Consider the following 20,794-nt stretch of genomic DNA (forward strand, 5'->3'; position numbering starts at 1 on the left):
CATCGGAAGATGGTCAGATCAGGGGTGGTGCTGGCGGTCGCGGTGGTGGTGCTGGCAAGTGGTTGCTCGTCGGCGGACAGAACCGCGCCGCCACCCACCTCGACGTCCACCGCCCTCGCTGAGCAAAAGCTGCCTGATCCGGCGGCGACTGTGCTGGATCCGGGCAAGGCGGCCGCTCTGCAGGCGGTGCTGGCGAAGGTGGTCGCTTCGCCGACGACGGATGCTGGAGCGCGTGGGGTGACCGCGGCCGTGGTGACCGACCAATGGAGCTGGTCGGGAGCCGCGGGCACGGATGCGGCGGGCACCAAACTGACCCCGCAGACGAGCCTGGGCGTCGCGAGTATCACCAAGACGTTTGTCGCGGCCGAGGTCCTGTTGCTCGCGCAGGCCAAGAAGATCGACCTCGACGCGCCGCTGTCGCAGTACGTGAAGCACAAGCTGACTGCCAACAACGCGACCGTGCGGCAACACCTCGGGATGCGAGCCGGGGTACCGAACTACCTGCCGACCGACTACGACGCGATGAACGTGGTGATCAAGGCCGCGCCCGGCAAGCACCGGACGGCCGAGGAGGCGTTGTCCTACGACACCGCCGCGCCGACCCAGGCGGACAGTCCCTACAACTACAGCAATCCGAGCTACCTCTTGCTCGGACTGCTGATCGAGAAGATCACCGGCCAACCGCTCGCGACCGTACTGCGCCGCGACCTCGCCACGCCGGCCGGCCTGGACCGCGCGGCCTTCCAGGATGGCGAGCAGCCGAAGCCGCCGATCGCGGAGGACGCCAACCCGATCTGCGGGAAGGCGGTCGACGGGTACATCCCGTGCCGGGCGATGGCCAGCCTGTCGGCCGCCAGCGCCGGGCTCGCCGCCGACGCGCCGACCGTCGCGCGGTGGGGCTATCAGTTGTACGGCGGACGCGTAGTACCGGCTGAGGTGGTCAACCAGTTGACGGGTGGTGATGGCGAGTACGGGCTCGGCACGATGCTGTTCTCGCAGACCTTCGGGCTCGGTACGGCGTACGGGCATCGCGGCAGTTTGCCCGACTACAGCAGCCTGCTGGTGACCATCCCCGAGCACAAGGTCTCCGTCGCCGTAATCCTTGCTGATGGCAACAAACAGTCCGGAACAGTGGTCACCGAGCTGGTGGCCGCTCTGCAACCGCTACTTGGCAAGTAGGCAACGGAAGTAGAGCACTCCCGCTGCCTCCTTCCAGCTTGGCTTGTCGCCGATGGGCTCGGCCAACCGCACGACCTGCAGACCCGCGGCGACGAGAGTGTTCACGTAGGTCGACAGCGTCCGGTGGTACGAAACCCGCGGCAGGATCTCCCACCGGGTGGCGCTGTGGTGAGGACCTTCCTCGAAATAGCGGCCGGAGATGCGTCGGTAGGTGCCCTCGACGTGGTCGATCAGCTCGCCGTGGGCGGGTGACTTGTAGCAAGGATGCGTGATCACGGCCACGAACCAGCCGCCTGGCTTGAGAATGCGCGCGACCGAGCGGATCGTCGCCTCCAGTTCGGGAATGTCCATCAACGCCATGTAGCAGACCACGCCGTCGAAGTCCTCGTCGGCGAGCGGCCGGAGATCATGAGCATCGCCGTGGAGGTAGTCGATCCCGCGCGGCGTCTGCCGTTCCAGCTCCTGGGCATGAGCCAGCAGCGACTCCGACGCATCGACCCCGACCACCTGCGCCCCGAGATCGGCCAGCCGGCGCGCGTCGCGCCCTTGCCCACAAGCCACCGCGGCGACCCGTTGCCCGGTGACGTCACCCACCAACTCGTCGAACGTCGGATCACTCAGCCCGGCACCGTCCGGGTCGACCGTCGCGTGATAGATATCGGCCAATTCGTCGTACGAACTCGTCAAGTTGCTCATATCGGGATCAACGGCACCTGACCACGCAGAGTTTCGCCTTCTGCTGAGAGCAATCTCAGGACCAGTCCGGCGACCGCCCGAGCAAAGTGAGAACCCGGTCGAAGGTGTCGCTGGTCTCGACGGCGAGGCCAGGCTGGAACGACGCACCCGGCACCGTGCGGTTGGCGCCGTCCGGCACCGCCTCAGCGATCGGCAGCACTGCGGTCAGCACCTCGTCGTCGAATTCCACCGGTACGCCGATCGCGCGGGCCACGTCCCAGCTGTGCACCACGTAGTCCACGAAGTGGAAGCCGACGGCGGTCTCGGCCGGGAGCGTCACCCCGCCCCGAACCTGCGGTAGCCAGAACTGCCGCTCGTACAGGTCGTCGACGGCGAACGCGGACACCACCCGCTCGGCGGACGCGGCGTACTCCTTCTCCACATCACTGTCCACCGGCCGGTCCGCCCAGACGGCAAGGCTCTCGGTCTCGCCGTCGGCGGCGGCCGCGAAGCCGTAGTTCTGGCCGATCATGTGGGCCAGCAGCTCGCCGAGATTCCACTCCGAGCACGGCGTGCGCACCCCCAGCTGATCGAACCGGATCTGGCCGACCACGGCCGTCGACACGTCCATCACCCGGCGATGCAACTCTCGCAGATCGTTCATGCCGCCAGGCTAGTCACAAGATGCGACAGTTTCCGGCGGATTAATCCTCCGCCAGCGCTTCCAGGAGTCCTTCGCCGTACTTCGCGAGTTTGTTCTCGCCGACGCCGCTGACCTTGCCCAGCTCGGCCAGGCTGCTCGGCAGGTCGGTCGCGATCTGCCGCAGCGTCGCGTCGTGAAAGATCACGTACGCCGGTACGCCGCTCTCCTTCGCGACGGCGGCCCGCCAGGCGCGCAACCGCTCGAACACCGGGGCGGCCTCGGGGGAGAGGTCGACCACGGCCTTCTTCTTGCCGCCGCCACTCGACCGCGAGGAGCGTTGCGCTCGCTCCGGCTCGCGGCGCATCATCACGTCGCGCCGGCGACCGAGCACCTCGGCGCTGTCCTCGGTGAGCACCAGCGTGCCATAGTCACCTTCCACCGTGAGCAGCCGCTGCGCGAGTAGTTGGCGGATGACGCCACGCCACTCGGTGTCCTTGAGTTCGGTCCCGATGCCGAACACGGTCAGGTCGTCGTGCCGGAACTGCTTCACCTTCTCGGTCGTCTTGCCGAGCAGGATGTCGATCACCTGACCGGCGCCGAACTTCTGGTTGCGCTCGTGCTGCAGCCGGTAGACCGTCGAGAGCAGCTTCTGCGCCGGGATCGTGCCGTCCCAGGACTCCGGCGGCGTCAGGCAGGTGTCGCAGTTGCCGCACGGCTCACCAGTCTGGCCGAAGTACGCGAGGAGTTGTTGCCGACGGCACTGCACGGTCTCGCAGAGCGCGAGCATCGCGTCCAGGTGAGTGCCGAGGCGGCGGCGATGGGCGGCATCGCCTTCGGACGTGTCGATCATCTTGCGCTGCTGGACGACATCCTGGAGACCGTAAGCCAGCCAGGCGGTCGAGGGCAGGCCGTCACGCCCGGCGCGACCGGTCTCCTGGTAGTAGCCCTCGACCGACTTCGGCAGGTCCAGATGCGCGACGAACCGGACGTCCGGCTTGTCGATGCCCATCCCGAAGGCGATCGTCGCGACCACCACCAGCCCGTCCTCCCGCAGGAAGCGCGACTGGTTCTTCGCGCGGACCCGGCTGTCCAGACCGGCGTGGTACGGGACGGCCTCGATCCCGTTCTGGGTCAGGAAGGTCGCGGTCTTCTCGACGCTGTTGCGGGACAAGCAGTAGACGATGCCCGCGTCGCCCGCATGTTCGGTGCGCAGCAGGTCGAGCAGTTGACGCTGCGGGTTGTCCTTCGGCACGATCCGGTACTGGATGTTCGGCCGGTCGAAACTTGCGACGAAGTGCCGGGCGGACTTCAGGTTCAGCCGGGTGGCGATCTCGGCATGGGTCGCCTCGGTCGCGGTGGCCGTCAGCGCGATCCGCGGTACGTCGGGCCAGCGCTCGTGCAGCTCCGACAGCATCAGGTAGTCGGGCCGGAAGTCATGGCCCCACTGGGAAACGCAGTGTGCCTCGTCGATCGCGAACAGCGCGATCTTGCCCTGGTCCAGCAGCCGCGTGGTCGCTTCGACCCGGAGCCGCTCGGGCGCCAGGTAGAGCAGATCGAGCTCACCGGACAGGAAGGCCTGCTCGACCTCACGGCGCTGCTCGTAGTCCTGGGTCGAGTTGAGGAACCCGGCCCGGACTCCGAGCGCCGTGAGCGCATCGACCTGGTCCTGCATCAATGCGATCAGAGGCGAGATGACCACCCCGACACCGGACCGGACCAGGGCAGGGATCTGGTAGCACAGTGACTTCCCGCCGCCGGTCGGCATCAGCACCAGGGCGTCACCGCCACCGACCACGGTCTCGATGATGTCCTGCTGCTCACCCCGGAACGAGTCGTACCCGAACACCCGGTGCAAGACCTGCAAGGCCTCGCTCGAGGTGTCGTCCAGCGGCTGGGTCGTCTCTGTCACCCGGCGATTCTACGGAGATCCCGCAGTCACTGTTGGCCGCCTGTGGACAACGCGCCGGTCTCGCCGCGATACGTGCCGATACTCCACACATTGCCTTCCGGATCGGCCACGCTGAAGCCGCGCGACCCGTAGTCCTCCTCGCGCATTTCCCGGACGACGGTCGCGCCCGCCGCCATCACCCGCGGCCACAACGCGTCCGGGTCGTCGCAGACCAGGTAGACCGAGGCGATCTGGTCCGCCAGCTTGTCGAACTCGTTCGGTTCCTTGTTCCGGTCGACCGAACTGACCATCACGCCACCACCGGCCGGCCAGGTCAGCTCGGAATGGGCGATCGAGCCTTCGGCCTCCCCGGCGTACGAGGCGACCAGAGTGAACCCCAACCCTTCGGTGAGGAACTTGAGTGCGGCCTGGCCGTCGCGGTAGACCAGCGTCGGCCAGACCCCGATCACGGTTTCCTTCGTTGTCGTGTTCATACCCCCGACTTTGCCGCCACCGGGTGAGCGCCGTCTTGAACATATGGGAGTTCCTCGGTCATCCACTGCCGCGGCGAGCAACCGGCGAGGGCATGCCACTCGCGGGTGAGGTGCGCCTGATCGGCGTACCCGAGGTCGGCCGCGAGGTCGGCCAGCCTGGTCTGCGGCTTCTGTTTGAGCCGGCGGACCGCCTGCTCGAACCGCAGCACCCGCGCAGCCACCTTCGGCGTCAACCCGTACTCCGCCCTGAACCGCTCGGTCAGATGCCGCCGGCTCCACCCGACCTCCTGAGCCAGCTCCTGTACGCCGACGCCGCCCGCCGTCGCGCACAACCGTTTCCAGGCCCAGCCGAGCTCGGCGCGTGGCTCGCCGGACAGCTCGTCCCGCCAGGCTTTGAGCAACAACCGCTCGACGATCTCGAGCCGCTCGTGCCAGTGCGGCGTGGCCAGGAGCCGCTCGGCGACCTCCTGGACCGGAATGCCGAGCAGCGTGTGGACATCCAGCATGGTCGCCGCGAGCTCTCCGGACGGCTGCCCGAGCAGGGCTCTCGACCCGGCGGGCGTGAGCGCGAGCTGGATCCCCGACAGGTTGGGGGAGTCGCCGATCCGCACCGCCGTCGAGTGCAGGCCGCTGACCACGGTCTGGAACTTTTCCACCGGCTGGCCCGGCCAAGCGATGCCCAACGGCTCGTCGAGACTGATCACGACTGTCAGGTACTGCGTCGGCAGCCCGCGATGCAGCTCAGCCGGCGGACCGCAGTACGCGTAGCCGATCAGGTCGCCGAGGTACGGGCGCAGGGCGGGATGGACCCGGCGCGCGTGCAGCTCGAAGGCCGTCATGCTCCCCAGGCTAGATCCGCGCTCCGACAAAAGCCTCCCGCAGCGACCCCGCGCTCCGTCATCTGGGACCGCCGTTTCGGCATCTGGACGAGAAGTGGCACCATGCAGGGAGTCGAAAGCTTGCGAAATCTTGGAGAGATCGTCGTGCCTGAACTGAGGTCCCGTACCGTCACCCACGGCCGCAACATGGCGGGCGCCCGCGCCCTCATGATGGCCTCCGGCGTCGCCCGAGAGGATTTCGGCAAGCCGATCATCGCGGTGGCGAACAGCTTCACCGAGTTCGTCCCGGGGCACACCCACCTGCAGCCGGTCGGCCGGATCGTGTCCGAAGCGATCCACGCGGCCGGCGGGATCGCGCGCGAGTTCAACACCATCGCCGTCGACGACGGCATCGCGATGGGCCACGGCGGCATGCTCTACAGCCTGCCGTCCCGCGACCTGATCGCCGACTCGGTCGAGTACATGGTGGAGGCGCACTGCGCCGACGCGCTGATCTGTATCTCCAACTGCGACAAGATCACCCCGGGCATGCTGATGGCCGCGCTCCGGCTGAACATCCCGACCGTGTTCGTCTCCGGCGGACCGATGGAGGCCGGCCGGGCCACCCTGGTCGACGGCACCGTGCGCAAGCTGGACCTGATCGACGCGATGTCCGAGGCCGTCAACGAGAACATCTCCGACGCCGACATCCAGCGGATCGAGGAGAACGCCTGCCCGACCTGCGGTTCGTGCTCGGGCATGTTCACCGCGAACTCGATGAACTGCCTCGCCGAGGCGATCGGCCTGGCCCTGCCCGGCAACGGCTCGGTCCTGGCCACCCACACCGCCCGCAAGGCCCTGTACGAGAACGCCGGCCGCACGGTCGTCGAGATCGCCAAGCGGTACTACGAGGCCGACGACGAGACCGTCCTGCCCCGGACCGTCGCCTCGCGGGCGGCGTTCGAGAACGCGATGGCACTCGACATCGCGATGGGCGGCTCGACGAACACGATCCTGCACCTGCTCGCCGCGGCCCAGGAGGCCGAGGTCGACTTCGACCTGGACGACATCAACGCCGTCTCGCGCCGCGTGCCCTGCCTGGCCAAGGTCGCGCCGAACGTCGCCCCCGGCGGCACCTACTACATGGAAGACGTGCACCGCGCCGGCGGCATCCCGGCGATCCTGGGGGAGCTGTACCGGGCCGGGCTGCTGAACGAGGACATCCACACTGTCCACAGCGCCTCGATCGACGACTGGCTGAAGACCTGGGACGTGCGCGGCGGCTCGCCCTCTGCCGAGGCGATCGAGCTGTGGCACGCGGCGCCCGGCTGCAAGCGGTCGGCCACGGCGTTCTCGCAGTCCGAGCGCTGGGAGACCCTGGACACCGATGCCGCCAACGGCTGCATCCGCGACCTCGAGCACGCGTACTCCGCGGACGGCGGCCTCGCCGTACTGAAGGGCAACCTCGCCGTCGACGGGTGCGTGGTGAAGACGGCAGGCGTCGACGAGTCGATCTGGACCTTCGAGGGCCCGGCCATCGTGTGTGAGTCGCAGGAAGAAGCGGTGGAGAAGATCCTGGCCAAGGCCGTTCAGCCCGGCGATGCGGTCGTCATCCGCTACGAAGGACCCAAGGGCGGCCCTGGCATGCAGGAGATGCTCTACCCGACGTCGTTCCTCAAGGGCCGCGGGCTGGGCAAGGTCTGCGCGCTGGTCACCGACGGCCGCTTCTCCGGCGGTACTTCGGGTCTGTCCATCGGCCACGCCTCACCGGAGGCCGCATCGGGTGGCACCATCGCCCTCGTCGAGAACGGCGACCGGATCCGCATCGACATCCCCAACCGCTCGATCGAGTTGCTGGTCTCCGACGACGTACTGGACGCTCGCCGGGAGGCGCTCGGTGGGGTTTATGCCCCGAAGGCGCGCGATCGCAAGGTGTCGGCCGCGCTGCGCGCGTACGCCGCGATGGCGACCAGCGCCGACAAGGGCGCAGTACGGGATGTCACCAAGCTCGGCTAGTCGCCAAGGCTCAGATCTCAGGGTTCGAGGTCGAAGGCGAGGGTGATGGCTTCGGCCAGGGCTGCTTCCTGGTCGGGGAGCAGGTAGCCGATCAGCCGGCCGAGCTGGAGTTTCGGGATGGTCTGGATGTTGTCGCAGCTGATCGCGCTGGGATGGTCCAGACCGTTCTGGGCGCCGACCAGGACCTCGGTCGACAGGCCGCGGATCGTGCTGGTGATCGGTGCGACCGTGACGTTGGTCAGCCGGGGACGGATCAGTTCGCGGGTCAGCACGACGACCGGGCGCGGCTTGTCCAGCCGCGCGATGTGCAGCGGGCGCATCAGTCGAGGTCGGCCAGCACAGTTCCGCCGGCGGCGACCGCCAGCCCGTCGAGGTCGTCGTACTCACCGTGCGCTGCGAGGATGGCGGCGTCGCGCTCGGCCAGCTCGCGCCGCCGCTCGCGTTCCATCGCGCGCGCGACCACAGAGGCCCGGCTGGCCGCCTTGTTGTCGTCGACCAGCCGGTCCATGAACTCCACGAGTTCGTCCGGCAACCGCACGGTGATCTGCTTGCTCATACCAAGAGCATACCAGGACAATACCGGACTGGGATTCAGTTTGTCAGCGGACCCGGTCGTAGACCAGGGCGAGCTCGCCGAGCTTGCCGGTCTCCTGATGCGCAAGCGTCCAGTTGGTAGCCGGTAGACCGTCCTCGAACAGCCGCTCCCCGCCGCCGGTGATGATCGGCACCGTGAGCAGGTAGAGCCGGTCGACGAGGTCCGCGGCAAGCAGTGGCTTGAGGACGCTGGGGCTGGTGTTGACCAGGATGTCGCCCTCGCCGGTCGTCTTCAGCTCCCGGACGATGTCGGCGGTCGGGCCGTTGACGATCCGGGTGCGTTCCCACGGGGCCTCCGTCAGGGTGGTCGAGAAGACGACCTTCTCCGTCCCGACCAGCCATTGCGCGTAGCCGCGATCCCGCGGATCGGCGTTCTCGTCCTCGGCCACCGACGACCAGAAGCCGAGGAACCCCTGGGCGTTGCCCCGACCCAGGACCGCGGTCGTCGCGTTCGCCCAGATCCCGCTCATCTGGTCACGGGCGACGTCGCTGGTCACGTACGGGATGAAGGCGCCGAAGTCGGCGGGCCCGCCGGCGCCGTGGTAGCGGCCGTCGAGGGAGATGCTGAGGTTTGCGGTCACCAGGCGGTCGGTCATGGGGTGCTCCTTGGGGTGTCGGTGCTCGCGGCGACGGCCGCGGCGAGCTGGTCGAGGCTCTGGCCGAAGCCGAGCTCGATTCCTGCGATGAAGTCGGCGGACTCGACCGTGCTGCCGGTGATCCGGAAGTCGACGTCGAGCTCCGTGCCCGTGCCGCTCGGCCGGAGCGCGAGATCGACGTGGGCGGTGAAGGCGTGGCTTCCGTCCGGAAGCAAAGGGGAGTTGCGGTAGGCGAGATGTTCACCGGGGCGTACGGCGGTGACGACGCCCTCGGCGCGCCCGGCGATCTGGTCGGTGCCGTCGAGGTCCTCGGCATCGCGGTACTCGAGGAGCAGCCGGCCGCCCGGGCGCGCCTCGAAGACCAGCTCTGAGATGCGCAGGTCGTCGGGTGTCCACCAGCGTTCGAGCAGAGCCGGCTCGGTCAGATGACGCCAGACCAGGTCGGGGCTCCCGGCAATCGACCGCTGGAACTTGAAGGATCGGGCGTCGGCCCAACCGGGTTCGTCCGCGGCCAGTCGCTCGGCCGCAAGGCTGAGTCCGTGCTGCCCGAAAGCCTCGTAAGCGCCGGCCTGGTCGACGGTGTCGGCGAGCCGGTTGAGTGCGGTGGCCAGCTCCCGCAGCGGATCGGCCTGCAGCGCGTACACCCGCCGCTGACCGGTCCGCTGTGAGGTGACGACCCCGGCCCGCTCGAGCGTCTGCAGATGCTTGGTCGTCTGCGGCTGCCTAGCACCCGCCAGCTGAGCGAGAACCCCAACCGAACGAGGCCGCTCAGCCAGTAACCCGACCAGCCGCCACCGAGCCGGATCCGCCAAGGCGGTAAGAAGTGCGTCCATGACCCAAACTATTCACCACAAAGAATATTCGTGTCAAGGAATAACTCTCAGCGGCGCGACGATCGAGCTAGCTGAGGTCGAGCTGGAGCTCTGTCCGACCGGGGTCTGAGGTCAGTACGGGTTGAACTTTTCGGAGACGAGGGACCAGGCGAGACGGCGCCAGGGGATGTCCGTGGATTGCGGGATCGGTTCCCAGGTGGCGGCGGTTTCGAGGAGGGTGCGGATGACGGGGGAGAGGTCGGCGGTGAGGGCCTTCTTGAAGGTGGTGGAGACCGCGGTGATGATCTCGCCGACGTCGGAGTACATCTCCAGGCCGTGCTGCCAGACCTCGAAGTGGGCGGCGGTCCACTCGCCGTTCAGGTCGAGGTAGCTGTTGAGGGTGTAGTAGACCTGCCCGAGCCAGTACTGGTCGGTGTCGGTCGGTTCCCAGCCCGCTTGGAGAGCCGCCCGGACCTGAGCGCTCGCCGCCTGCAGTTCCGGAGGTTCCTCGGTCATCTCAGTTGGGAGACATGTCCGACCAGGCAAGGTCGGCGGCCGGGAGCGAGGGGAGGGCGCTGATGGCGGAGAGTTCGCTGTCCAGGAGGCCGACGAGGTGAGCCAACCGGGTGGTGGTGTCGAGGGCTTCCAGGAGCTTCTGCCGGTCGGGGGTGACCAGGGTCATCGCGGCCGAGATCAGGTACGACAGTGTGCTGGGGTCGTCGGGGAGCGAGCCGATCCGCAGGCCGGGCTGCGAGATCTCGGTGACTGCCGCGGCGTACCGGCGGAAGCGCTGGACCGCCACGGTCGCCGTACCGAGCGGGTCGTCGCCGGGCTCTTCGGCCAGCCACTCGACGTCGGCGATCAGGTAGTCGCCGCCGCTGTCGAGTTCGGCCACCTTGAAGCGACGGTTGCCGGTCAGCGTGATCTCGACCGGGCCGTCGTCGTCGGCGTCGAGGGAGATCTCGGAGATGGTCGCCGCGCAGCCGGTGCCGTACAGCGACCGGAAGACCCGGTCGCCGAGCTCGTAGCCGTCCCGGACCGCCACCGCGCCGCAGACCATTTCGCCACCGTTCTCGACCAGGTCACGGATCACCGACCGGCCCTGGACATCGGTGACGGGGATCGGGAGCACCAGCCCGGGGAAGATCACTGTCTCGACAGTGAGAAGTGGCAGGCGGGAGTCCATGCTGTCGAGCCTAGGCCATCGGCGAACCCGGAGCCCGCGAGAAGCCGCTTCCCTCCAGGCGGACAGGGCGCGAGTCGGGGCACCGTGGGCCCGTAGACTGAGCGGCATGATTCGCCGCGTCGACCTGCGGGGCCGAGTGGCAGCCGGAGAGGTCCTCGACCTCCAAGCCCTGGTCCCCCGAGCCGTATTCGACGTCGAGGCCGCCCTCGACGTCGTCCGACCGATCTGCCTGGACGTCCGTCATCGCGGCCTCGAGGCGATCAGGGAGTACGGCGAGAAGTTCGACCATGTCCGGGTGGAGGACCCGCGGGTCCCCGCCGAGGCGCTCAAGACCGCTCTGGAAGAGCTCGATCCGGACGTGCGCAGCGCGCTGGAGGAGTCGATCCGCCGGGTTCGCGAGGTCAGCGAGGACGAGCGCGGCGCCGATGTCGAGTCGCAGCCCGCGCAGGGTGGCCGGGTGACCCAGCGGCTGGTGCCGGTCCAGCGGGTCGGGCTCTACGTCCCGGGCGGCCGTGCGCCGCTCGCGTCCAGCGTGGTGATGAACGTCGTACCGGCACAGGTTGCCGGGGTCACCAGCCTTGCCCTGGCGTCGCCGCCGCAGAAGGATTTTGGTGGCCTACCGCACCCAACTGTGCTCGCTGTGTGCGCGATGCTGGGGATCGACGAGGTCTACGCGATCGGCGGCGCGCAGGCGATCGCCGGGTTCGCCTACGGGTTCGAGGGCTGCCGCAAGGTCAACCTCATCACGGGTCCGGGCAACATCTACGTGGTCGCGGCCAAGCGGTTCGTGCAGAGCGAGGTCGGGATCGACTCCGAGGCGGGTCCGACCGAGATCGCAGTACTGGCTGATGATTCGGCCAACGCCGCGCACGTCGCGGCTGACCTGATCAGCCAGGCCGAGCACGACCCAATGGCCGCGAGCATCCTCGTCACGCCGAGCGAGACGCTGGCAGCCGCTGTGGAGGCGGAGCTGGCGGTGCAGGTCCCCGCGACGAAGCACTCGGAGCGGGTGGCCGAGGCACTCGGCGGGCAGCAGTCGGCCGTCGTGCTGGTTGATGATCTGGAGCAGGGGACGGCGGTCGTCGATTCGTATGCGGCCGAGCACCTCGAGATCCAGACGGTCGACGCGGAGGAGCGCGCGCAGCTGATCAGCAACGCCGGCGCGATCTTCATCGGCGGCTGGTCGCCGGTGTCACTGGGCGACTACTGCGCGGGATCGAACCACGTGCTGCCGACCGCCGGCTGCGCGTGCCACTCGTCCGGCCTGTCCGTGCGCAGCTTCCTCAAGGCGATGCACGTCGTGAACTACTCCCGCGAAGCCTTGCAAGAGGTCGCCGGGCACGTGGTCGCGCTCGCGAACGCCGAGGACCTGCCGGCCCACGGTGCCGCCGTGTCGGTGCGTTTCAAGACAGCGTCTTCCGAGGATGGGACCTGATGGGCCGCTTCGACGGGCTGCCGATCCGCGACGAGCTGAAGAGCTTCGAGCCGTACGGCGCACCGCAACTGGACGTCCCGGTCCTGCTCAACGTCAACGAGAACCCGTACCCGCCGAGCGAGGCGACCGTCGCGGACATCACCGCGTCGGTGGCCGAGGCGGCCCGCGGGCTGAACCGCTATCCCGACCGCGAGTTCCTTGCCCTGCGCGCCGATCTGGCGGCGTACCTGGAGCGTGAGTCGGGTGCTCGGCTCACGGCCGAGCAGGTGTGGGCGGCCAACGGCTCCAACGAGGTCATGCTGCACCTGCTGCAGGCCTTCGGAGGACCAGGCCGTACTGCGCTGTCGTTCGCGCCGACGTACTCGATGTACCCGGAGTACGCCCGCGACACGAACACCAACTGGGTGACCGGCCGGCGGTCCGAGGACTTCACCCTCGACCAGAGCAAGGCGCTGGCGGCGATCTCGCGCCACCGCCCGTCCGTCGTCCTGCTTGCCTCACCCAACAACCCGACCGGTACTGCGCTGCCGATCCAGCTGGTCGAGGCGGTCGCGGCCCGGACCGCCGCGATCGGGGCTGTCCTGGTGGTCGACGAGGCGTACGCGGAGTTTCGGCGTACCGGGACGCCGAGTGCGGTCACGTTGTTGCCGTCGTACCCCAATCTGGCGGTGGCCCGGACGACCTCCAAGGCGTTCGCACTGGCCGGTGCGCGGGTCGGTTACCTTGCCGCGAGCAAGCAACTGGTCGATGCCCTGCGCATCGTTCGGCTGCCGTACCACTTGTCGGCCGTGACCCAGGCAGTCGCTCGGGCGGCGCTGCGGCACTCCGACGAGTTGCTCGGTCGGGTGGAGCAGTTGCGGACCGAGCGGGACGAGACCGTCGACTGGCTGCGTGCACAGGGTTTGCGCGCGGTCGACTCCGATGCGAACTTCGTACTCTTCGGCACCTTCGCCGACCGGCACGCGGTCTGGCAGTCGCTGCTGGACGACGGTGTGCTGATCCGGGAGACCGGACCCAACGGCTGGCTGCGGGTGTCGATCGGCACCGGCGCCGAGATGGCCGCGTTCCGCGCCTCGCTGGAGAAGGTGCTCAAGACCGATCTAGGAAGGTCATCATGACGAGAACGGCCCGGGTCGACCGGGAGACCAGTGAGTCCAAGGTGCTCGTCGAGCTCGACCTCGACGGCACCGGGCGCGCCGACATCTCCACCGGGGTGGGCTTCTACGACCACATGCTCAACGCGCTGGCCAAGCACGCGCTGCTCGACCTGCACGTGAACACGGTGGGCGACCTCGAGATCGACGCGCACCACACCGTCGAGGACACCGCGATCGGCCTCGGCCAGGCCTTGAAGGAGGCACTGGGCGACAAGCGCGGGATCAGGCGCTTCGGCGACGCGACCGTCCCGCTGGACGAGGCACTCGTGCACTGCACGGTCGACCTGTCCGGCCGTCCGTACTGCGTCCACACGGGCGAGCCCGAGGGGCAGGTCTACGCGATCATCGGTGGCGACTACGCCGGTTCGCTGACCCAGCACGTGTTCGAGACGCTGGCCTTCAACGCCGCGATCTGCATCCACATCCGGGTGCTGTCCGGCCGCGATCCGCACCACATCGTCGAGGCGCAGTTCAAGGCGTTCGCCCGGGCGCTGCGCGATGCCGCCGAGCTCGACCCGCGGCAGCCCGGCATTCCGTCCACCAAGGGCGCCCTGTGAGCAAGAAGGTCGTCCTGCTCGACTACGGCTCGGGCAACATCCGCTCCGGTGAACGCGCGCTGGAGCGGGTGGGTGCCGACGTCTCCGTCACGGCCGACTTCAACGAGGCGCTGAACGCCGACGGGCTGCTCGTCCCCGGCGTCGGTGCCTTCGAAGCCTGTATGACGGGTCTGCGCAGCGTTCGCGGCGACGTCCTGGTCGATCGGCGGCTGGCCGCCGGGCGGCCGGTGCTCGGGATCTGTGTCGGCATGCAGATTTTGTTTGCCAAGGGCATCGAACACGGTGTCGAGACCGAGGGCTGCGAGCAGTGGCCCGGTGTGGTCGAGCGGCTGCGGCCGACCGGTGACGAACCGGTTCCGCACATGGGCTGGAACACCGTCGAGGTGGACGGCAAGACCAAGCTGTTCGACGGGATCGAGAAGGAGCGCTTCTACTTCGTGCACTCCTACGCGGTCCGGGAGTGGGAGCTGACCGGCACCCGCGAGTCGGTGACGCCGACGGTGACCTGGACGGAGTACGGCGGGGACCGGTTCGTCGCCGCGGTCGAGAACGGGCCGCTGACCGCGACCCAGTTCCACCCGGAGAAGTCCGGGGACGCCGGTGCCGAACTGCTCGCCAACTGGATCGGATCCCTCTGATGCCGTACTACGTCCACGGCGAGGACAAGCCTGACGTCCTCGCCGGACTGATCGAGAACGCCGAGAAGCACTGGTCCTACATGGATCAGTACGCCGATCGGCTGATCCTGCGCGGGCCGACGCTGTCCGATGACGGCGAGGAGCACACCGGGAGCGTCCATGTCGTCGACGTGGACGATCGCTCCGCCGCGGAGCGGTTCGCCTACGAGGAGCCCTACTGGTCGGCCGGCTACTACCAGCCGCTGACGGTGGTGCGGGCCGTCGTACTGGTCGACCGGCCGGAGGATGCGCCGCGGACGCTGGTGACCGCTGAGTGGGCGCCGGTCGAGGCGGTGAGCCCGCGGTTCGCGGACAGTGAGCTGAGTTTCCTGGCGCTGCTCGTCGACGACGACGGTGCCAAGTCCGTCGGACTCGTCGCGGCGCTCACCGCTCTGCCGGAGGAGGCGGCGGGCGTCGTCGCGCCGGTGGCCGACCTCCTGAGTGGGCAGTCGGCGATGCTGATCACCTCCCATCGCTGGCAGCGCGGCGGCCGCTCGTAGCTCGCTGATCACGGTCCGCAACGACCTCACGCTGTAGTCGTGCGGCGATCACAGTTTGGGGAGCGGCGTCCGGTTTTCGGGCCGGAACTCTTCCGCAGATGACACCGGTGCTGTCACACTCACTCGCCAGGACGGTTGGAACCTTCGGGGATCCAGGAGGCCGTACGTGCTGGCAGCGACGAATCTCGAGGTCGTCTACGACGACGTGATGCTGGTACTCCGGGGCGTCAGCCTCGAGGTCCCGCAAGGGCAGATCGTTGCCCTGCTCGGGGCCAACGGTGCCGGCAAGTCAACGTTGCTGCGGGCCATCTCAGGGTTGCTGGACGTCCACGACGGCGAGGTACGCCGCGGCACGATCACCCTCGACGGCGAGCCCATCCACGGATTGGGCGCCAGCCGGATCGCTGCGCTGGGCATCAAGCAGGTGATGGAAGGCCGGCGGATCCTGGCCGACCTGACGGTCGAGGAGAACCTGCGGGTCGGCGGGCACGTCGCCCCACGATCCTTGAAGGCGAATCTCGACCGGACCTACCAGCTCTTCCCGGTGCTGGCCGACCGGCGGCGCAGCACCGCCGGGTACCTGTCCGGTGGCGAGCAGCAGATGCTGGCGATCGGGCGGGCGCTGATGTCGGACCCGCGGTACCTGCTGATGGACGAGCCGAGTCTCGGCCTGGCGCCGATGATCGTCCAGCAGATCCGGGACGTGATCGTCGAGATCAACGCCGACGGCACCACCGTGCTGCTGGTCGAGCAGAACGCCGCGATGGCGCTGTCGATCGCCGAGCACGGCTACGTCCTGGAGAACGGCGCGATGGTGATGGACAAGCCCGCCGCGCAGTTGCTCGACGACAGCGACGTCCGCGAGTTCTACCTCGGCCTCGGCGCCGAGGGCGGCTCCAGGTCGTTCCGGGACGTCAAGCACTACCGCCGGCGGAAGCGGTGGCTGTCATGAGTGTGCTGACCTTCGACGACGTGCTGCTCGAGTTCTCCGGGGTGACCGCGCTGAACGGGGTGAGCTTCACCGTCGACGAGGGCGAACTGTTCGCCGTGATCGGCCCGAACGGCGCGGGTAAAACGTCCATCTTCAACGTGCTCTCGGGTGTCTACCGGCCACAGCGCGGCTCGGTCCGCTTCGGCGACCGGGAACTGCTCGGCCTGCGTCCGCACGCGATCGCGCGGCTCGGCATCGCCCGGACCTTCCAGAACATCGAACTGTTCGCCAACCTGACGGTGCTCGACAACCTGATGCTCGGCCGCCATCACCACCACCCGTACGGCGTACTGTCCGCGTTCGCCTGGCTGGGCAAGGCCCGCCGCAACGAGTTCGCCAACCGCCGCGCGGTCGAGGAGATCGTCGACTTCCTCGAACTCGCCCAGTGGCGGCGGATGCCGGTCGGCCTGCTCCCGTACGGGGTGCAGAAGCGGGTCGAGCTCGGCCGCGCGCTGGCGTCGGAGCCGAAGCTGCTGCTGCTCGACGAACCGGTCGCCGGGATGAACCTCGAGGAGACCGAGGACATGGCCCGGTTCATCCTCGACATCCGCGACGAGCTCGGCCTGCCGATGGTGATGGTCGAGCACGACATGGGCCTGGTGATGGATCTGGCCGACCGGATCATGGTGATCGACTTCGGCCGGCAGATCCGGACCGGCAAGCCGCAGGACGTCGCGACGGACCCCGACGTGGTGCGCGCCTACCTGGGCGAGGAGCACCGGATCGTGGAGCGATCATGACGACGACCACCATCGCCACCCGCGTGCGCGACCGGGCGATCGCGACCCCGAACGTGATCGCCTTGCGGGAAAAGGATCTGGGCCTGTGGCAACAGGTCAGCTGGTCGCAGTACTGGTCCACCGCCGAGCTGGTCGGTCACGCTTTGCTTGCCCTCGGCATCGAGCCGGGCGACCGGGTGGCGATCCACTCGGAGAACCGGCGGGAGTGGCTCTACACCGACGTCGGTGCGGTCTCGGTCCGGGCCGTGGTAGTCGGTCTCTACCCGACCAACCCCGTCTCCGAGGTCGCCTACCTGCTCCGCCACTCCGGCACCCGGATCCTGATCGCGGAGGACCAGGAGCAGGTCGACAAGGCGCTGGCCGTCGCCGACGAACTCCCCGACCTCGAACGCATCGTCTTCGTGGAGCCCCGCGGCATCAGGCACCGGTACGACGATCCGCGGCTGCTGGCCTGGCCCGATTTCCTTGCGCTGGGCAACGAGCACCGCGAGGCGCACCCATCGGCGGTACAGGAACGGATGGCCGACGCCAGTTCGGACGACATAGCGATGCTGGTCTACACGTCCGGGACCACCGGTCCGCCCAAGGGCGTGATGCTGACCGTGGCCAACGTCGACTACGCGATCCGGGAGCTCGTCGAGGAGGGCGGCTTCACCTCGCCGCCACCGTCGCCCAAGGACTGCGTGCTGTCGTATCTGCCGCTGTGCCACGTCGCCGAGCGGGTATTCAGTTGCTGGTTCGGCGCCGGCGCCGGGGTCACCGTGCACTTCGCGGAGTCGATCGAGACCGTCACCACGAATCTGTACGAGGTGCAGCCGACGATCCTGTTCGGCGTGCCGCGGATCTGGGAGAAGATCACGGCCGGCGTCCAGATCCGGGTCGGCTCGGCGACCTGGCTGAAGCGGAAGGTCGGCGGCTACTGGCTGCGCCGGGCGGACTGGATCGGCGGGGTCCTGGCCGCCAACGGGGGCAGGCACACCGCGAAGTCCCGGCTGGTCTACGCGATCGGCTACCTGCTCTGCTACCGCGCCCTGATGGACCGCACCGGCCTCCGCAAGGTCCGGTACGCCGCCTCGGGTGCCGCGCCGATCGCGCCCGAGGTACTCCGGTTCCTGATGGGGCTGGGCCTGCCCATGTACGAGGTGTACGGGATGACGGAGAACTCGGCCGTTGCCACCGCGAACCGCCCGGGCCGGGTCAAGGTCGGCACGGTCGGCGAGCCGCACGCGGGAGTCGAGCTGCGGATCGACGAGCACACCGGCGAGATCCTCACCCGGCATCCGGGCACCTTCGCGGGCTACTGGCACGACCCGGAGGCGACCGCGCGGATGATTGACGCGGACGGCTGGTTGCACACCGGCGACGTGGGGGAGTGGGTCGACGACACCCACCTGCGGATCACCGACCGGATGAAGGACCTGATCATCACGGCCGGCGGCAAGAACATCGCGCCGTCCGAACTCGAGAACGCGCTGAAGGCCTCGCCGTACATCAAGGAAGCGGTGGTGATCGGTGACCGGCGCAAGTACCTGGCCGCCCTGATCGGGATCGAGCCGGAGACCGTCGGTCACTGGGCCCAGCTGCGCCGGCTGCCGTACTCGACGTACCACGATCTGTCCTCGAAGCCCGAGGTGATCGAGCTGGTGCAAGGCGTCGTCGACGAGGTGAACGAGCGGTTCGCCACCGCGGAGCAGATCAAGCGGTTCCGGATGCTGCCGAAGCTGCTCGACCACGAGGACGGCGAGCTGACCGCGACCATGAAGGTCAAGCGCAGCGCGGTCTCCGACACCTTCGCCGAGCTGGTCGAGTCGATGTACGAAGGGGGCCTCCGGTGAACGAGTTCGTCGCCACCGTGGTCCGCGGTCTGGGCAACGGCTCGATCTACGCCCTGCTGGCGCTGGGGTTCGTCATCATCTACAAGTCCATGCGGGTGATCAGCTTCGCCCAGCCGGCCTTCATGATGGCGGGCGGCGTGCTGGTCAGCCACCTGGTGCTGTCGATGAACTTCTTCCTGGCCGTGCTGGTCGCGCTGCTGCTCACCGCCCTGCTCGGTGCGGGCGTGGAGCGGCTGGCGCTGCGGCCGATGATCGGCAAGCCGGTTTTCGTGATCGCGATCATCACCTTGGGCGTCGACATCGTGATCCGGACGGTGGTGAACTCCTTCATCGGCCTGGACATCCGCCAGATGGGCGATCCTTGGGGCCTGAAGCAACTGAAGGTCTTCGGGGTCACCATCGACCAACGGCACCTCGCGACCTTGGTGACGACGCTGGTGGTGGTCGCGGCCTTGTTCGCCTTCTACCGCTGGTCGCGAACTGGTCTGGCGATGCGCGCGGCATCCTCGGACCAGGAAGTCGCGCTGGCCCAGGGCGTGTCCGTGGGGCGAGTGTTCTCGCTGTCGTGGGCGCTCGCGGCGATGCTGGCCGGGCTCGCCGGGGTCTTCCTGTCGACCGGGATCGGGCTGGAGCAGAACCTCTGGCTGACCGCGCTGAAAGCGTTGCCGGTGATCATCCTGGGCGGGCTGGACTCACTGGGCGGCGCGGTGATCGCGGGTCTGGCGATCGGGGTGGTGGAGGCGATCGTCGGCAACTACGGCGGCGACCTCAGCCCGGTCTTGGGCGGCGACTTCTTCCTGGTCGTGCCCTACCTGCTGATGCTGCTCGTCCTCCTGGTCAAACCGTACGGCCTGTTCGGCACCCGAGAGGTGGAGCGCATATGAGAGGCCGCCCGCTGCTCTACCTGTCGTACGGGCAGGACATGGCCTTGCTGAACACGCCGGCCAAGCGGTGGTGGACGCTCGGGCTGGTGGTGGTCGCGGTACTGCTGCCGTTCATGCTCGAGGACGATCTGCTCGTCGTCCTGGCGACCGCGTTCGTCGCGGCGATCGGCGCGATCGGCCTCAACCTCGTCACCGGGTACGCCGGTCAGGTGTCACTCGGACACGCGTTCTTCCTCGCGATCGGGGCCTACACCGCGGCGGCGTTGTCCGGCGATCCGGACAGCACCCGGCTGATCGGCTTCGGGATCACCTCGCTGCCGATCTGGTTGCTGGCCTCGGGGCTGGTGGCCGGACTGGCCGGGTTGATCGTCGCTCCGCTGGCGGCTCGGTTACGAGGGCTGTACCTGGCCGTCGTAACGCTTGGCCTGGTGTTCATCGGGGAGCACCTGTTCAAGCACTGGCGCGAGCTGACCGGGGGAGTGGGGGTCGGGCGGCCGGCCGCGGTACCGGAGTTGTTCGGGCTGCAGTTCGCGGTCGACGGCGCGATGTTCACCAAGGCGCAGAAGCTCTATCTGCTGATGTTCGTCCTGCTGGTGATCTTCGGCGTGCTGGCGCGGAACCTGGTCCGCTCGCGGATCGGCCGGGCGCTGGCCGCCGTGCGCGATCGCGATCTGGCCGCCGAGGTGATCGGCGTCGACGTGACCCGGTACAAGATGCTCGCCTTCGCGGTGTCGTCGTTCTACGCCGGCGTCGCGGGCGCGCTGCTGTACGTGATGATCGGCTTCGTCGAGCCCGGCTCGTTCAACCTGGCGATGTCGGTGCAGTACATCGCGATGATCCTGGTCGGCGGGGTCGCCACCATCTCGGGATCGATCATGGGCGCGGTGTTCATCACCTTGCTGCCCAGGGTCACCCGCGAACTCCCGGCCGTGCTGCCGTTCGTCAGCAGCAGCTCGACGGCCGGCGGCATCACGGTCTTCCAGGTCGAGACGATTCTGTACGGCCTGTTGATCATCGGCTTCCTGATCTTCGAACCGCGAGGGTTGTTCGGGATCTGGATCCGCATCCGCACCTACTGGAAGTCATGGCCGTTCTCGCACTGACTCACCAGTCGGTG

Annotated in this window: 23 protein-coding genes; 12 read left to right on the forward strand and 11 right to left on the reverse strand. The window is 68.3% G+C overall.

What is annotated here, in order from left to right; translation table 11 throughout:
• The first annotated feature begins 9 nt into the window (after positions 1–9).
• Entirely contained in the window at positions 10–1,179 is a 1,170-nt protein-coding gene (locus AB0F51_RS00830) for a serine hydrolase domain-containing protein (RefSeq protein ID WP_360271972.1), read from the forward strand.
• Here AB0F51_RS00830 and AB0F51_RS00835 read toward each other — a convergent pair.
• Genes AB0F51_RS00835 through AB0F51_RS00855 form a run of 5 tightly spaced genes read right to left on the reverse strand, consistent with a single transcriptional unit; the run spans position 1,165 to position 5,718 of the window.
• On the reverse strand, positions 1,165–1,875 hold the full coding sequence (locus AB0F51_RS00835; protein WP_360271974.1) for a class I SAM-dependent methyltransferase: 711 nt from the start codon (positions 1,873–1,875) through the stop codon (positions 1,165–1,167). The genes AB0F51_RS00830 and AB0F51_RS00835 overlap by 15 nt on opposite strands.
• Before the next feature lie 55 nt (positions 1,876–1,930).
• Positions 1,931–2,518, reverse strand: a complete 588-nt coding sequence (locus AB0F51_RS00840; RefSeq protein WP_360271976.1) for a TIGR03086 family metal-binding protein — start codon at positions 2,516–2,518, stop codon at positions 1,931–1,933.
• A gap of 40 nt (positions 2,519–2,558) precedes the next feature.
• The gene (recQ, locus tag AB0F51_RS00845; RefSeq protein WP_360271979.1) at positions 2,559–4,406 is read right to left on the reverse strand and encodes a DNA helicase RecQ; all 1,848 of its coding nucleotides are present in this window, start codon (positions 4,404–4,406) and stop codon (positions 2,559–2,561) included.
• Between the two features lie 26 nt (positions 4,407–4,432).
• Positions 4,433–4,879: a VOC family protein gene (locus AB0F51_RS00850; protein WP_360271981.1), complete on the reverse strand. Its 447-nt coding sequence runs from the start codon at positions 4,877–4,879 to the stop codon at positions 4,433–4,435.
• Positions 4,876–5,718: a helix-turn-helix domain-containing protein gene (locus AB0F51_RS00855; RefSeq protein WP_360271984.1), complete on the reverse strand. Its 843-nt coding sequence runs from the start codon at positions 5,716–5,718 to the stop codon at positions 4,876–4,878. Before AB0F51_RS00855 ends, AB0F51_RS00850 begins: the two co-directional genes overlap by 4 nt.
• 144 nt (positions 5,719–5,862) lie before the next feature.
• Between AB0F51_RS00855 and ilvD the strand changes: the two genes are divergently transcribed.
• Positions 5,863–7,713, forward strand: coding sequence for a dihydroxy-acid dehydratase (gene ilvD / locus AB0F51_RS00860; protein ID WP_360271987.1), 1,851 nt, complete (start codon positions 5,863–5,865; stop codon positions 7,711–7,713).
• Positions 7,714–7,730: 17 nt separating this feature from the next.
• Here the strand turns inward: ilvD and AB0F51_RS00865 are convergent, their stop codons facing one another.
• The 6 genes from AB0F51_RS00865 to AB0F51_RS00890 form a co-directional block, all read right to left on the reverse strand.
• The gene (locus AB0F51_RS00865) at positions 7,731–8,033 is read right to left on the reverse strand and encodes a type II toxin-antitoxin system PemK/MazF family toxin (protein ID WP_360271990.1); all 303 of its coding nucleotides are present in this window, start codon (positions 8,031–8,033) and stop codon (positions 7,731–7,733) included.
• Positions 8,033–8,269 (reverse strand): ribbon-helix-helix domain-containing protein, encoded by a 237-nt coding sequence (locus tag AB0F51_RS00870; RefSeq protein ID WP_360271993.1) that lies wholly within the window; start codon positions 8,267–8,269, stop codon positions 8,033–8,035. The genes AB0F51_RS00865 and AB0F51_RS00870 overlap by 1 nt, the downstream gene beginning before the upstream one ends.
• A 43-nt stretch (positions 8,270–8,312) precedes the next feature.
• On the reverse strand, positions 8,313–8,903 hold the full coding sequence (locus AB0F51_RS00875) for a dihydrofolate reductase family protein (RefSeq protein ID WP_360271996.1): 591 nt from the start codon (positions 8,901–8,903) through the stop codon (positions 8,313–8,315).
• Positions 8,900–9,736 carry a metalloregulator ArsR/SmtB family transcription factor gene (locus tag AB0F51_RS00880; RefSeq protein WP_360271998.1) on the reverse strand — a complete coding sequence of 279 codons (837 nt, stop codon included), beginning with the start codon at positions 9,734–9,736 and terminating at the stop codon, positions 8,900–8,902. The genes AB0F51_RS00875 and AB0F51_RS00880 overlap by 4 nt, the downstream gene beginning before the upstream one ends.
• A 111-nt stretch (positions 9,737–9,847) precedes the next feature.
• Entirely contained in the window at positions 9,848–10,231 is a 384-nt protein-coding gene (locus tag AB0F51_RS00885) for a hypothetical protein (RefSeq protein ID WP_360272001.1), read from the reverse strand.
• Between the two features lies 1 nt (position 10,232).
• Positions 10,233–10,901, reverse strand: coding sequence for an LON peptidase substrate-binding domain-containing protein (locus AB0F51_RS00890; protein ID WP_360272003.1), 669 nt, complete (start codon positions 10,899–10,901; stop codon positions 10,233–10,235).
• 106 nt (positions 10,902–11,007) lie between these two features.
• On the opposite strand from AB0F51_RS00890, the gene hisD reads away from it, so the two are divergent.
• The 10 genes from hisD to AB0F51_RS00940 all read left to right on the forward strand — a co-directional run bounded on the left by hisD (position 11,008) and on the right by AB0F51_RS00940 (position 20,780).
• Complete coding sequence (hisD, locus tag AB0F51_RS00895; RefSeq protein ID WP_360272005.1) at positions 11,008–12,336, forward strand: histidinol dehydrogenase; 1,329 nt, start codon at positions 11,008–11,010, stop codon at positions 12,334–12,336.
• Positions 12,336–13,454, forward strand: coding sequence for a histidinol-phosphate transaminase (locus tag AB0F51_RS00900; protein ID WP_360272008.1), 1,119 nt, complete (start codon positions 12,336–12,338; stop codon positions 13,452–13,454). The genes hisD and AB0F51_RS00900 overlap by 1 nt, the downstream gene beginning before the upstream one ends.
• Complete coding sequence (gene hisB / locus AB0F51_RS00905; RefSeq protein WP_360272011.1) at positions 13,451–14,050, forward strand: imidazoleglycerol-phosphate dehydratase HisB; 600 nt, start codon at positions 13,451–13,453, stop codon at positions 14,048–14,050. The genes AB0F51_RS00900 and hisB overlap by 4 nt, the downstream gene beginning before the upstream one ends.
• Complete coding sequence (gene hisH, locus AB0F51_RS00910; RefSeq protein ID WP_360272014.1) at positions 14,047–14,688, forward strand: imidazole glycerol phosphate synthase subunit HisH; 642 nt, start codon at positions 14,047–14,049, stop codon at positions 14,686–14,688. Before hisB ends, hisH begins: the two co-directional genes overlap by 4 nt.
• Positions 14,688–15,227, forward strand: a complete 540-nt coding sequence (locus tag AB0F51_RS00915; protein ID WP_360272017.1) for a YciI family protein — start codon at positions 14,688–14,690, stop codon at positions 15,225–15,227. The genes hisH and AB0F51_RS00915 overlap by 1 nt, the downstream gene beginning before the upstream one ends.
• 166 nt (positions 15,228–15,393) lie before the next feature.
• Positions 15,394–16,179 carry an ABC transporter ATP-binding protein gene (locus tag AB0F51_RS00920; RefSeq protein WP_360272020.1) on the forward strand — a complete coding sequence of 262 codons (786 nt, stop codon included), beginning with the start codon at positions 15,394–15,396 and terminating at the stop codon, positions 16,177–16,179.
• Positions 16,176–16,958 carry an ABC transporter ATP-binding protein gene (locus AB0F51_RS00925; RefSeq protein ID WP_360272022.1) on the forward strand — a complete coding sequence of 261 codons (783 nt, stop codon included), beginning with the start codon at positions 16,176–16,178 and terminating at the stop codon, positions 16,956–16,958. Before AB0F51_RS00920 ends, AB0F51_RS00925 begins: the two co-directional genes overlap by 4 nt.
• Positions 16,955–18,793: an AMP-binding protein gene (locus AB0F51_RS00930; protein WP_360272024.1), complete on the forward strand. Its 1,839-nt coding sequence runs from the start codon at positions 16,955–16,957 to the stop codon at positions 18,791–18,793. The genes AB0F51_RS00925 and AB0F51_RS00930 overlap by 4 nt, the downstream gene beginning before the upstream one ends.
• On the forward strand, positions 18,790–19,677 hold the full coding sequence (locus AB0F51_RS00935; RefSeq protein WP_360272026.1) for a branched-chain amino acid ABC transporter permease: 888 nt from the start codon (positions 18,790–18,792) through the stop codon (positions 19,675–19,677). The genes AB0F51_RS00930 and AB0F51_RS00935 overlap by 4 nt, the downstream gene beginning before the upstream one ends.
• Positions 19,674–20,780, forward strand: coding sequence for a branched-chain amino acid ABC transporter permease (locus tag AB0F51_RS00940; protein ID WP_360272028.1), 1,107 nt, complete (start codon positions 19,674–19,676; stop codon positions 20,778–20,780). Before AB0F51_RS00935 ends, AB0F51_RS00940 begins: the two co-directional genes overlap by 4 nt.
• The last annotated feature ends 14 nt before the right edge of the window (positions 20,781–20,794 follow it).

The sequence above is a fragment of the Kribbella sp. NPDC023855 genome (assembly GCF_040639475.1).
GTDB lineage: Bacteria > Actinomycetota > Actinomycetes > Propionibacteriales > Kribbellaceae > Kribbella.

Bases quoted from the DNA above. Each gene is read 5' to 3' on its own strand.
- AB0F51_RS00830 (WP_360271972.1), top strand. From the start codon at position 10: ATGGTCAGATCAGGGGTGGTGCTGGCGGTCGCGGTGGTGGTGCTGGCA.
- AB0F51_RS00835 (WP_360271974.1), bottom strand. From the start codon at position 1,875: ATGAGCAACTTGACGAGTTCGTACGACGAATTGGCCGATATCTATCAC.
- AB0F51_RS00840 (WP_360271976.1), bottom strand. From the start codon at position 2,518: ATGAACGATCTGCGAGAGTTGCATCGCCGGGTGATGGACGTGTCGACG.
- AB0F51_RS00850 (WP_360271981.1), bottom strand. From the start codon at position 4,879: ATGAACACGACAACGAAGGAAACCGTGATCGGGGTCTGGCCGACGCTG.
- AB0F51_RS00855 (WP_360271984.1), bottom strand. From the start codon at position 5,718: ATGACGGCCTTCGAGCTGCACGCGCGCCGGGTCCATCCCGCCCTGCGC.
- AB0F51_RS00865 (WP_360271990.1), bottom strand. From the start codon at position 8,033: ATGCGCCCGCTGCACATCGCGCGGCTGGACAAGCCGCGCCCGGTCGTC.
- AB0F51_RS00870 (WP_360271993.1), bottom strand. From the start codon at position 8,269: ATGAGCAAGCAGATCACCGTGCGGTTGCCGGACGAACTCGTGGAGTTC.
- AB0F51_RS00875 (WP_360271996.1), bottom strand. From the start codon at position 8,903: ATGACCGACCGCCTGGTGACCGCAAACCTCAGCATCTCCCTCGACGGC.
- AB0F51_RS00880 (WP_360271998.1), bottom strand. From the start codon at position 9,736: ATGGACGCACTTCTTACCGCCTTGGCGGATCCGGCTCGGTGGCGGCTG.
- AB0F51_RS00885 (WP_360272001.1), bottom strand. From the start codon at position 10,231: ATGACCGAGGAACCTCCGGAACTGCAGGCGGCGAGCGCTCAGGTCCGG.
- AB0F51_RS00890 (WP_360272003.1), bottom strand. From the start codon at position 10,901: ATGGACTCCCGCCTGCCACTTCTCACTGTCGAGACAGTGATCTTCCCC.
- hisD (WP_360272005.1), top strand. From the start codon at position 11,008: ATGATTCGCCGCGTCGACCTGCGGGGCCGAGTGGCAGCCGGAGAGGTC.
- AB0F51_RS00900 (WP_360272008.1), top strand. From the start codon at position 12,336: ATGGGCCGCTTCGACGGGCTGCCGATCCGCGACGAGCTGAAGAGCTTC.
- hisB (WP_360272011.1), top strand. From the start codon at position 13,451: ATGACGAGAACGGCCCGGGTCGACCGGGAGACCAGTGAGTCCAAGGTG.
- AB0F51_RS00915 (WP_360272017.1), top strand. From the start codon at position 14,688: ATGCCGTACTACGTCCACGGCGAGGACAAGCCTGACGTCCTCGCCGGA.
- AB0F51_RS00925 (WP_360272022.1), top strand. From the start codon at position 16,176: ATGAGTGTGCTGACCTTCGACGACGTGCTGCTCGAGTTCTCCGGGGTG.
- AB0F51_RS00930 (WP_360272024.1), top strand. From the start codon at position 16,955: ATGACGACGACCACCATCGCCACCCGCGTGCGCGACCGGGCGATCGCG.
- AB0F51_RS00940 (WP_360272028.1), top strand. From the start codon at position 19,674: ATGAGAGGCCGCCCGCTGCTCTACCTGTCGTACGGGCAGGACATGGCC.